Source organism: Halomonas sp. (assembly GCF_031581305.1).
Classification (GTDB): domain Bacteria; phylum Pseudomonadota; class Gammaproteobacteria; order Pseudomonadales; family Halomonadaceae; genus Halomonas.
This window is the reverse complement of record NZ_JAVLBC010000107.1, coordinates 1-11230: the sequence shown is the minus strand read 5'-3', so window position 1 is coordinate 11230 and position 11230 is coordinate 1. Positions and strand designations below refer to the sequence as shown.

General features: G+C 66.7%; 12 protein-coding genes. 10 read left to right on the top strand and 2 right to left on the bottom strand.

Annotated features, from left to right (window positions below; translation table 11 throughout):
• From RI841_RS10250 to RI841_RS10220, 7 genes are all read left to right on the top strand, one after another.
• Positions 1-877: SulP family inorganic anion transporter (locus RI841_RS10250; protein ID WP_310705509.1), on the top strand; the 877-nt coding region annotated here is incomplete at its 5' end.
• A gap of 276 nt (positions 878-1153) precedes the next feature.
• Positions 1154-1615, top strand: a complete 462-nt coding sequence (locus RI841_RS10245; protein WP_310705508.1) for a YeeE/YedE family protein — start codon at positions 1154-1156, stop codon at positions 1613-1615.
• The gene (locus RI841_RS10240) at positions 1612-2040 is read left to right on the top strand and encodes a DUF6691 family protein (RefSeq protein WP_310705507.1); all 429 of its coding nucleotides are present in this window, start codon (positions 1612-1614) and stop codon (positions 2038-2040) included. The genes RI841_RS10245 and RI841_RS10240 overlap by 4 nt, the downstream gene beginning before the upstream one ends.
• A gap of 186 nt (positions 2041-2226) precedes the next feature.
• Positions 2227-2928 carry a response regulator gene (locus tag RI841_RS10235; RefSeq protein ID WP_310705506.1) on the top strand — a complete coding sequence of 234 codons (702 nt, stop codon included), beginning with the start codon at positions 2227-2229 and terminating at the stop codon, positions 2926-2928.
• The gene (locus RI841_RS10230) at positions 2925-4319 is read left to right on the top strand and encodes an ATP-binding protein (RefSeq protein WP_310705505.1); all 1395 of its coding nucleotides are present in this window, start codon (positions 2925-2927) and stop codon (positions 4317-4319) included. Before RI841_RS10235 ends, RI841_RS10230 begins: the two co-directional genes overlap by 4 nt.
• Positions 4316-4969: a c-type cytochrome gene (locus RI841_RS10225; RefSeq protein ID WP_310705503.1), complete on the top strand. Its 654-nt coding sequence runs from the start codon at positions 4316-4318 to the stop codon at positions 4967-4969. Before RI841_RS10230 ends, RI841_RS10225 begins: the two co-directional genes overlap by 4 nt.
• A gap of 13 nt (positions 4970-4982) precedes the next feature.
• Positions 4983-5999 carry a c-type cytochrome gene (locus RI841_RS10220; RefSeq protein WP_310705502.1) on the top strand — a complete coding sequence of 339 codons (1017 nt, stop codon included), beginning with the start codon at positions 4983-4985 and terminating at the stop codon, positions 5997-5999.
• 145 nt (positions 6000-6144) lie between these two features.
• On the opposite strand, the gene RI841_RS10215 is transcribed toward RI841_RS10220, so the two are convergent.
• Both RI841_RS10215 and dsbG read right to left on the bottom strand, forming a co-directional pair.
• The gene (locus tag RI841_RS10215; protein WP_310705501.1) at positions 6145-8697 is read right to left on the bottom strand and encodes an EAL domain-containing protein; all 2553 of its coding nucleotides are present in this window, start codon (positions 8695-8697) and stop codon (positions 6145-6147) included.
• 121 nt (positions 8698-8818) lie between these two features.
• Positions 8819-9583, bottom strand: coding sequence for a thiol:disulfide interchange protein DsbG (dsbG, locus tag RI841_RS10210; protein ID WP_310705500.1), 765 nt, complete (start codon positions 9581-9583; stop codon positions 8819-8821).
• A 219-nt stretch (positions 9584-9802) separates the two neighbouring features.
• Between dsbG and RI841_RS10205 the strand changes: the two genes are divergently transcribed.
• The 3 genes from RI841_RS10205 to ribD all read left to right on the top strand — a co-directional run.
• On the top strand, positions 9803-10252 hold the full coding sequence (locus tag RI841_RS10205; protein WP_310705499.1) for a copper chaperone PCu(A)C: 450 nt from the start codon (positions 9803-9805) through the stop codon (positions 10250-10252).
• Positions 10253-10396: 144 nt separating this feature from the next.
• The gene (gene nrdR / locus RI841_RS10200; protein ID WP_310705498.1) at positions 10397-10882 is read left to right on the top strand and encodes a transcriptional regulator NrdR; all 486 of its coding nucleotides are present in this window, start codon (positions 10397-10399) and stop codon (positions 10880-10882) included.
• Positions 10882-11230 (top strand): bifunctional diaminohydroxyphosphoribosylaminopyrimidine deaminase/5-amino-6-(5-phosphoribosylamino)uracil reductase RibD (gene ribD, locus RI841_RS10195; protein ID WP_310705496.1); only part of this gene is annotated, 349 nt, incomplete at its 3' end. The genes nrdR and ribD, both read left to right, overlap by 1 nt.

Sequence of the window (11230 nt, the reverse complement as noted above, 5' to 3'; positions counted from 1 at the left end):
GCGTCAGAGGATTGATCCCGATTCCGAACTGATTGCCCTTGGCCTGGCCAACGTGGCCGCGGGCGTGAGCGGTGGTTCGCCGGTCTCCGGCGGGTTTTCAAGGTCCGTGGTCAACTTCGAGGCCGGGGCCCAGACGCCGATTGCCGGTGCGCTTACCGCGGTCGGTATCGCCCTGGCGACACTTACCCTGACCGGGCTACTCGCGTTCCTGCCCAAGGCGACCCTGGCGGCGACCATCATCGTGGCCGTGGCGACCCTGATCGACCTGCCCGCCATCAAGCGCACCTGGGCCTACTCCAGGGCGGACGGCGTGGCCATGCTGGCGACCCTGATCCTGACGCTGGTGCATGGCGTGGAGAGTGGCATTCTGGTCGGTGTGGTGCTGTCGCTGGGGCTGCACCTCTACCGTACCAGCCGCCCCCACAGTGCCGTGGTGGGGCGCGTCCCGGGCAGCGAGCACTTTCGCAATGTGCGTCGCCACCAGGTGGAAACCGATGAGCGGCTGGTGATCCTGCGCGTCGATGAGAGTCTCTACTTCGCTAACGCACGCTACCTGGAAGACACGGTGATGGAGCTGACCGCTCGTCAACCCGGGCTGCAGCACCTGGTGCTGGCCTGCCAGGCGGTCAACGTCATCGACGCCTCGGCGCTGGAGAGCCTGGAGGCGATCAACAGCCGCCTGAAGGACGCCGGCGTCAAGCTCCATCTGGTAGAAGTCAAGGGACCGGTGATGGATCGTCTAGAGCACACCGAGTTCTTTCATGAGTTGACCGGCCAGGTGTTCCTGAGTACTTACGACGCCTGGCAGGAACTACGCGGCGAGAGTGATGGGACCCTGTCGCAGCGTTGTGCCGAGTTGCAGCTATCAAGGCCATAGGCCGGCTCGGTAAGCGCCAGCGCACCGGGCAATTCCCGCCCGATGCGCCTCCGGCTTATCGGGCCTACCGAGGCTTCGAGCCTTGCCTCGGCCGCAGGCTCGGTAAGCGCCAGCGCACCGGGCAGTCGGCTGGACCGATAGGGCCGTTGTCGAAGCGCATTGATTGCCGGTTTGACGCCTCGACGAATGGTATCGAGTGAACAAGGGCGGAAATGACGTGTCGTTCCAACGACTCGTGAAACGCTATCCCTAACTACCGTAAAGGAGAGAAGAAGAGTGGATTGGAGTTCATCCCTGCAGGGACTGGCCGGTGGCATCCTCATCGGCCTGTCCGCCACCTGGCTGATGGCCACCCTGGGCCGCATCGCCGGCATCAGCGGCATCATCGGCAATCTGGTCACCGCTCGGCCCAAGGGCGACAGCGCCTGGCGCGTGGCCTTCCTGCTCGGCCTGATCAGCGGCCCTGTGGTGTTGCTGCTGCTGGGCGGTGGCCTGGGTAACGTGGCCGGCAGCCCCGGCGAGGTCGTCGGCGCGCCCGCGGGCGGCGTGCCGCTGATGCTGGTGGCCGGCCTTCTGGTGGGCCTGGGCACGGGCCTGGGCAGTGGTTGTACCAGCGGCCACGGCGTCTGCGGCCTCTCCCGGCTGTCGATGCGTTCCCTGGTGGCGACCCTGACGTTCCTGGTGGCGGCGATCGTCACCGTCTTCGTGGTTCGGCACGTGATCGGAGGTGGCGCATGACGTCCGAGACCTTGAAAACGCTCATGGGCTATATCGCGGGGCTGATCTTCGGCCTCGGCCTGGCAGTCTCCGGCATGACCGACCCGGCGCGGGTGCTCGGCTTCCTCGACCTCTTCGGCGCCTGGGATCCGACCCTGATGTTCGTGCTGGGCGGCGCCGTGGCGACCAACTTCATTGGCTACCGACTGGTGCTGCGTCGCCCCAACCCGGTGTTCGGCGAACACTTCCATCTGCCCACGCGCCAGGACCTGGACGGCCGGCTGATCGGTGGTGCTGCCCTGTTCGGCATCGGCTGGGGCTTGTCGGGCTACTGCCCGGGTCCGGCCTTCGCCTCCATCGCCGGGCTCACCGGCCCGCTTCTCGCCATGCTGGTGACCATGGTCGTCGGCTGGTTCCTGGCCCGAGCGGTCCTCGCCAGCCGTTGACCCGTCGGTCGTTGGCCCGCCTCGCGTGACATCCCCCGTCGGTTCTTCCGGTGGGGGATATTCGTTCTTGTCACCAGGACGTTGCGACCAATGAATGAGGCGCGACGTGTTCTCGCCTTATGGCGGCTTAACGCCGTCTTAATGGTCGAGTGACACGATGTCGCACATCAAGGAGGATCTGCTCTCATGCACGTATTGCTCATCGAGGATGATGCCCTGGTGGCGTCGGGCATCCAGGCCGGCCTCGCCGTTCATGACTTCGTCATCGATACTGTTGCCACCATGGCTGAGGCTCGCTCGGCCATGGAGGCGGTGTCGAGCGACGTGGTCATCCTCGACCGGGGCCTGCCCGACGGTGACGGTATGTGGCTTCTCGAAGAGTGGCGCAGGGCGCGAGTCGATACCCCCGTACTGATCCTTACCGCCCGCGATGCGGTGAGCGATCGTATCGAGGGTCTGCACGTGGGAGCCGACGACTACCTGGTGAAGCCCTTCGACCTGGACGAGCTGGTGGCGCGCCTGCAGGCCCTGCTGCGGCGGGCGGCCGGGCGCAGCAGGGACCTGATCGAGCATGGCCCGCTATGCCTGGACCCGGTAGCCCGCGAGGTTTGCGTGGCCGGGCGGCTGGTGAGCCTATCGCGCCGTGAACTGGTGCTGCTGGAAACCTTCCTCCAGGCCCCGCGCAGCGTGCTGACTGCCGATCAGCTCAAGGACAGCCTCTACGGTATGAACGAGGAGGTGGAGAGCAATGCGCTCAACGTGCACATCCACCACCTGCGCCGCAAGCTCGGCAGCCGGGTGATCGAGACGGTGCGCGGCCTGGGCTACCGGCTGGGCAAGCCCGCCGCGGTGGAGGTGCCGCGCCGTCCAGGAGCGCCGCGGGCATGAGCCTGCGTACGCGCCTGGTACTGACCCTGGGACTGACCCTGCTGCTGTTCTGGGGCCTGGCCGCCGCCTGGCTGATGCGCGATCTGCACCAGCAGGTGGAGAAGACCCTGGACCAGCGTCTCGCCCAGTCGGCGCGCATGGTGTCCGGGCTGATGGCCCAGCTGCCGGTGGAGGTCTGGGAGCAGGCTGACCGTCGCGCGCTTTCCATTCCGCCCATCGAGGGGCTGGCCTGCCAGGTGCATTCGCCCAGAGGCGAGATCATGGCGCGCACCCATACCGACATGGAGAGCATCCTGCAGGCTCGCGAGCCGGGCCATGCCTACCGCGAGGAAGGCGGGGTCACTTGGCGGGTGTTCACCTACGAGCGGGACGGGCTGACCATCACCACCGCGGATCGCATGGACGAGCGTGATCAGCTGATGCGCAACGTGCTGCAGGTGGCGGTGGTGCCCTTCCTGGTGGCGCTGGCCGGCAGCCTGCTGGCGCTCTGGTTCGGCGTGGTGAGGGGGTTGCGACCGCTGGGCCGGCTGCGTGATGCCCTGGCCCGTCGTCACCCGGATGCTCTGGCACCGGTGGCGACGCATGGCGTCCCGATGGAGATCCGTCCGCTGGTGGAGACCCTCAATAGTCTGCTGGCGCGCATCCAGCAGACCATCGTGCGGGAGCAGCGCTTCACCAACGACGCCGCTCATGAGCTCCGCACGCCGCTGACGGCCATCAAGACGCATCTGCAGGTGGCGGGTCGGGTCGAAGGGGAGGCGGCGCGCCAGTCCCTGGCGCATGCCGAAGAGGGCGTGGCCCGGCTCTCGCGGACACTGGACCAGCTGCTGATGCTGGCACGTGTGGAAGGGCGACTACACTTCGAGGATGGCGAGGCCAGTCGCATCGCCGACGTGGTGGCGCTGGCGCTACGCGACGCCTCGGCCAGTGATCGGCAGCGCTGCACGCTCCCCGAGACCTGGCCCGAGGGGGAGCTGGCGGTCCCTCGGGAGTTGGCGATCACGGCCCTGCGCAACCTGGTGGATAACGCTTTGTGTCACGGCCCCGGGGCGAGCCCCGTGGAGATCGCGGCCCGCCTCGATGCCGCTGGCGAGTCGCTGACCTGCGCGGTCAGGGACTATGGCCCCGGGGTCGACGTCGCCCAGCTCGAGCAGCTGTCACGGCGTTTCTGGCGGGCCAGCCGCCGGCAGGGCAGTGGCCTGGGGCTGGCCATCGTGGCCGCCATTGCCGAGCGCTTTGGCGGAGGGCTGGCGTTTTGCCGCCCCGAAGGGGGTGGGTTGGAGGCCCGGCTGACGCTGCCGCTGATGCCGAGGTCGACGGGACCGGCAGGGCCGGCCCGGGAAGGAACCCCGCAAGGGGTCAACGACAATGACGAGGGTGAGCCGACATGACAACCATGAGGATCGCGAGCGGGCTCGGCCTGCTGCTGGGCCTGGGGCTGGCCGCTGGCCAGGCACAGGCCCTGGAGGGCGATGCCGAGCGCGGCCAGCAGGCGGCCGGTACCTGCGTGGCCTGCCACCAGGCGGATGGCAGCGGAATGAATGTCTCGGGGGGCGAGTCCTGGCCACGCCTGGCCGGGCTGCCGGCGGCATACATCGCCAAGCAGCTGCATGATTTCCAGGCGGGCCGCCGCGAGAATACCACCATGATGCCCTTCGCCAACATGCTCGATGACCAGCAGATCGCCGATGTCGCGGTTTACTACAGCGAGATGCCGGTGACCGAGGCTCAGGGGGGTGAGGATGCCGACGAGGCACTGCTGGCGCGTGGTGAACAGTTGGCCCTGCGTGGCGACTGGGACGCGTACATCGTTTCCTGCAAGAGCTGCCATGGCCCGGGTAACGAAGGGGCCGGTGGCACCTTCCCCGGCATCGCCAGCCAGCACGCCGGCTACATCGAGACCCAGCTGCGTGCCTGGCAGGCCGGCGAGCGCAGCAATGATCCGCAGAACCTGATGGGCGCCATCGCCAAGCGCATGGGCGACGAGGATATCCGTGCCGTCTCGGCCTGGCTGGCCAATCAGTCCGTGGCGTCCGAATAAGGGGGAGCAGAGCATGAAACTTCGCAGGACAACCCTGGCCGTGGCCAGTGCGACCCTGGCTGCCGGCATCAGCGTGGCCGCCTGGGCAGAATACGAGACCCTCGCCGAGATGGGCTATCCCGCCCCAAAGGAGGGCGAGCTGGTCCATGTGCCGCCGACCATGGCGGACCTCGAGGAGGCCGATATCCATCCCGAGCTGAAGAAGGTCATCCGCCGTGGCTACGACCTCTTCACCAACACCCAGCAGCTGCGCGGCGAGAACGTCTTCAACGACATGAACTGCTCCAGCTGTCACCTGGGCGAGGGGCGCCAGCCGTTCAGCGCGCCAGTCTGGCCGGCCGCCGTGACGCTGCCGGACTTCCGCGGCAAGAACCAGCACGTCAACAACCTCGAGGAGCGCATCGCCGGCTGCTTCGCCTACTCCATGAACGGCACGCCTCCGGCGTACGGCAGCGACGACATGCTGGCCCTCTCCGCCTATCACCAGTGGCTGGCGACGGGCGCCCCCATGTATCCGGATCAGCCGATCTACGGCCGCGGCTTCCCGGCGCCGGAGCGTCCCGAGGAGCTCAGCTACGAGAACGGCGAGGCACTCTACGTGGAAAACTGCGCGGTCTGCCACAGCGAGGATGGCTCGGGGCTCTACGAGGATGGCGAGTACGTCTTTCCGGCTCCCTGGGGCGATGGCTCCAATAACTGGGGGGCCGGCATCGTGCGTACCCATACGGCGGCCGGGTTCATCAAGAACAACATGCCGCTGGGCCAGCCGCTGTCGCTTTCCGACCAGGAGGCGTGGGACATCGCCTACTACATGACCCGGCAGGAGCGCCCGCAGGACCCGCGCTACACCGAGAGTGTCGAGCAGGTGCTCGAGCAGTTCGGTCCGACCTTCCACAAGCACTCCAGCTATGGCCAGGTACGCGAGGTGGACGGACACCGTCTCGCCGACCACGAGAACTGGGGCGAGAAGGGCGATGAGATCAAGCCCTGGAACGTCGGCGTGCCGCGCTTCGAGGACCTGGAGGAGTAGGCCCCGATCACCGGGCGGGCAAAGCCGCCCGGTGTGCTGTCGCGCGCCGGGCCTTGAAACTCGGCGTTATCGGCGTAGGGCGAATACGCGGCAGGCGCATCCGGCGGCACCATGTCCGCCTGGGACGCCTGACGGTGACATGCCGTCAGGCGTCCTCTCGAGATCGCCACCAGGCCATCAGCTGCTCGGCCGGCATGGGCCGGGCGTAATGGAACCCCTGGACAATATCGCAGTGTAGTTCCTGGAGGGCGGCGACGACGTCGGCGTTGCCCGCCCCCTCGGCGATGACGACAAGCTTCAGGCCGTGCGCCATCTGCAGGATGGCGGCGACGATGGAGTGGCTCTCCGGGTTGCGGTCCATGTCGAACACGAAGGACTGGTCGATCTTCAGCTTGTTCACGGCGAAGCGTTGCAGATAGGTGAGGTTGGAGTAGCCGGTGCCGAAGTCATCGATGGCCAGCTGTATACCGAGTGCCTTGAGGCGCTTCAGCACACTGTGAAGCCACTCGTGTTCCTGGAGCAGGATACCTTCGGTCAGCTCCAGCTCGAGGCGTTGCGCCGGCAGTCCACTCTCTTCCAATACGTCGTGGGTCAGCTTGGCAATGTCCGTGCGCTGGAGCTGGATGGCAGAAAGGTTCACCGCCAAGGTGACGCCTGTCAGGCCCTCCTGGCGCCACGCCTGTACCTGCCGGCAGGCCTCGCGCAGCACCCATTCACCGATGGGCAGGATCAGGGCGCTGTCCTCGGCAATCGGTATGAAGCGGTCCGGTGTGACCCAGCCCAGCTCCGGGTGCCGCCAGCGCAGCAGGGCCTCGACGCCGACCAGCTTCCCGGTCTGCAGGCATAACTGGGGCTGGTAGTAGACCTCCAGCTCGTGGCGGGGAAGGGCATTGCGCAGGTGGCCGAGCAGCGTCAGCCGTTCGTTCGCCAGCTGTTGCATGCGCTGATCAAAGAAGCGCAGGGTGTTGCGGCCATCCGCCTTGGCGGCATACATGGCCAGGTCGGCATTGCGAAACAGGGTGGTAAAGTCCAGGCCGTCCTGGGGTGCGCCGGCGATCCCCACCGAGGCCGTCACCACCAGTTCGTATTGTTCGATGATCATGGGCTGCGAAATAAGGGAAAGCAGCTCGCCAGCGAATGCCTCGGCGCGGAAGTGATCCTGCCTTTCGATCAGCAGCATGAACTCGTCCCCGCCGTAGCGGCTCAGCAGATCCTGCTCCGAGGTCAGCTGCCTGAGCCGCGTTGCCAGGGTGCAGAGCAGCTGGTCGCCGGCCGTGTGGCCGAGTGAGTCATTGATGTCCTTGAAGTTGTCCAGGTCGAGATAGATCAGGAACAGCGTCCCGCCAGCACCGTGCCGGGCCAGCCGCCGGGTGACATGCTCGGCGAAGGTGTGGCGGTTAGGGAGCTGGGTGAGGCCGTCATGGTGGGCCAGATACTCGATGTGGCGATGTGCTTCTTCCTGCTGGGTGATATCCCGGGCGATGACGCCGCAGCCCATGCCTGCCTCCTCCTCCAGTGCCAGGGGAAAGTAGGTGGCGTCCAGGTGATGGCGATGGTTGCGCCCCGACAGGCTGAGGCGGGCCCGTTGTGGTTTGCCCTGGCGCTGTGCCTCATGAGCGGGAGCCGTCAGCACCTTGGCGTCCTCGGCGCTCATGATATCCCCGGGGGTTTGGCCGATGAGCCGGTCCGAAGGTTGACCCATCAGGCGCCCCAGGGCCGGGTTGGCGAGGATAAAGCGGCCGTCGGCATCGGTCAGGAACATGCTCACCGGCGAGCGGGAAATGAAGGTGTCGTTGAGCATCTGGGAGCGACGCAGCTGCGCGGTGCGCCGTGTCACCAGCTCTTCCAGGTGGCGCTCGCTCTGCTTGATCTCGCGAAACAGCAGGCGAAAGGGCGATGACAGGCTGCTGGCGAGGATGGCGCGATAGACCAGGTAGGTGGAGATCAGCAGCAGGTAGTGGCCGACCTCGTTGGCCATGCCGAAGACATCCGCGTAGCGGGTAAAGGTGGCACCGCTCAGGGCGTTGCACAGCAGAGCGGCGAGCATCAGCCCCATCACCTGACCGTCCACCAGGTGGCGATGCAGGACAAGCAGCACGCCGCTCGAGAGGAACAGGACGATGGTGGCGTATTCGCTGACCACCTTGAAGCGGGTCAGCCCCTGGCCCTCGATAAAGCTGTCGGGGAAGTGGCCGGTAACGATCAGCAGGCCGATGCTCGAGCCGACCAGGCTGAAGGCCAGCAGGTAGCGTGGCGCCAGGGAAACGCGGTGCCGGCTGTGGACCACGGCAAGCAGGAAGGCGCCGGCTTCCAGCAGACGGAAGCCGGTCCATAGCTGGGTCGGCAGGTTGGCGTCATCGGGAAAGATCCCCATGCCCTTGTAGGCGAGGCTATGCAGCAGCTCGAGCCCGGCGATGGGCAGTGCCGCCATGCCGATGATCATCAGCAGGCCACTGGTGGCCCAGAAGCGGGTGTGCCAGGCCACGATGAAGATGCAACCGAGTGTCACCACCCGGAATACCTCGATCAAGTGGTGAAACAGCAGGTAGTGGTAGCGGGCTGTCAGGTGCAGCAGCAGCAGCGCGATCAGCAGGATCGTGACGTTTTTCCAGCAGATCAGGCGGGCTTCCTTGCCGCCGGCCAGAGGGTTGTCGGGTGTCGAGGGCTCGGCTACGCCCTCCATTGACTCAGGCTCCATTACCTCTCCTCGTTCCCGATACGCTGCCGATTGCCCGCGCTGGCTCATCAGCCGGCGACGGCTGGTATCCTAGCATGGCGTGGCCATGCAGTGAGGCGGAAGCGTGCTGTCGGGCCGGGCGTCAGGGAGCCGGGCCACCCATGGCGTCCTGCAGCGCTGCCTCGCCGGGCGCGCCTTCGATTTTCTCCAGGCGGCCCTCGTCGTTGCGGTAGTAGGTGGTGGGGGTGGCCATCAGCCCCAGGCCTTCGAAGAGCTGGTTGTTGGCGTAGACCTGCTCCTCGACCTCGCGAGGCTGAGCAGCGGCCTCGATTTCGGCGCCGTCGCCGCTGTGTGACTGCAGGGCGGCGGCAGGATCCTGGTCACCGAGCAGGGCGGCCGCCTTGGCCGGGCTGTCGTTGCGCAGGATACCGACCATGACGTGGCGCAGTTGTACCTCGCCGGCCTCCACCCACGGGCGTGCCTGCTGCCAGAACTTACGGCAGTAAGGGCAGTTGGGGTCGGTGAAGGTATAGAGCACGCGCTCTGCCTGTGGATCGCCGTCCTGGATCCAGTGGCTCTCCTCGAGCTGCTGCCACACCTTGGCCTCCTGGCCGCTGCGCACATGCTCGTCCAGCGGTGCTGCGGAGAGGTCGTTGCCCTCGGCATCGAGCAGGGTGCCGACCACGGCATGGTCGCCGTCCGGCGTGAGATAGACGGCCATCTCGCGCCCCCGGTGGCTGGCGGCGAAGCCGCTGAGGCCGCCCGGGGCCTCGAATTCGCCGTGAATTTTCAGGCCCTGGTCCACCAGCGCCTGGACCGGCGACGGCCAGTGATCGTTGGCGGAGAGCGTCGAGGTGAGCGAGAGCGTGACCAGGCCGGCCGTCAGGGAGAGGCATAAGGTTCGCATTGCGATGTCCTATCAAGAAGAGAGGTAATGAAGAGATGTCATGAAGGGGTGTCGTGGAGACCTGCCGGGGGCCCGCGAGTTCCCACCCTGCCACAAGGCCATTAGGCGTGGATTAATCCCCCCGACTGCTGGCGGGACGCAATGTCGCATCCCGCTCCCGGTCAACGCCGATGCAGGGTAAGCTCGTCGAGTTACCTTGAACCTTTGGAGCCAACCAACATGCGTATTGCTGCCTTACCGCTGGTGCTGGTCTCGCTGTTCAGCGCCACTGCCCTGGCCGAGTCCCTTACCGTCGAAGATGCCCGGGTGCGGGCGGTGCCACCGGGGTCGCCCACCACCGCCGCCTTCATGGACTTGACCAACCCGGGCGAGGTCGACCTGGCGCTGGTCGGGGGCACCTCGCCCCTGGCCGGCAGCCTGGAACTGCACAACCACGTGATGGTGGATGGCGTGATGCAGATGCGTCAGGTCGAGGCGATCCCGGTCCCGGCCGGCAAGACCGTGCGGCTGGCGCCAGGGGGCTGGCACCTGATGCTCTTCGAGCTGGCCAGGCCCCCGGTCGAGGGCGAGAGCGTCACGTTCACCCTGACCCTGGACAATGGTGAGACCCTGAGCATCGAGGCCCCGGTGAGGCGGGTGCAGCCGATGGACATGCAGGGCGATGGATAGCACGGGAACCACTGATTTCCCCGGACCGCAGGGCAATCGCAGATAGCAGCATTGCTCTGCCCGGGCCGGCAGTCGCTGGGCGCCTTCCTTGCTAACCGTTACAATGCATCGGCATCTTTTTTCATCGACCTCGGGTTTATCCCTATGCATTGCCCCTTCTGTGGCGCCAACGACACGCGCGTGACCGACTCTCGCCTGGTGGCGGAGGGCGATCAGGTGCGACGGCGTCGTCAGTGTGCGGCCTGCGGCGAGCGCTTCACCACTTACGAGACCGCCGAGCTGGTGATGCCGCGTGTGATCAAGTCCGACGGCACCCGGGAGGTGTTCGACGAAGTCAAGCTGCGTGCCGGCATGCTGCGGGCTCTGGAGAAACGCCCGGTCAGCGCCGAGTCCATCGAGGCGGCGGTGGAGCGCATTCGCCAGAATCTGCGGGCCCGGGGCGAGCGTGAGATCCACGCCCGGGACATCGGCGAGGAGGTCATGCAGGCCCTCAAGCGTCTCGACCAGGTGGCTTATATCCGCTTTGCCTCCGTCTATCGCAGCTTCCAGGACATCGACGAGTTCCGGGCCGAGATCGACCGTCTGGCCCAGGAGCCCGGCTTCCCCACCGATCCGGCGGGAGATTCCTGATGGCTGAGCCATCCCTCCCCGAGGCCTGGATGGCACGCGCCCTGAGGCTGGCGCGTCGCGGGCGCTACACCACCGACCCCAATCCTCGGGTGGGCTGCGTGCTGGTCAAGGATCGCCGGGTCGTCGGCGAGGGCTGGCACGAGTGGGCCGGCGAGCCCCACGCCGAGATCCACGCCCTGCGGGCGGCGGGGGACCGTGCCCGCGGTGCCACCGCCTACGTGACCCTGGAACCCTGTTCCCATCAGGGGCGCACTGGCCCCTGCGCCCTGGCGCTGGTCGAGGCCGGTGTGTCGCGGGTGGTGGTGGCCATGCAGGACCCCAATCCCCGGGTCGCCGGCCAAGGCATCG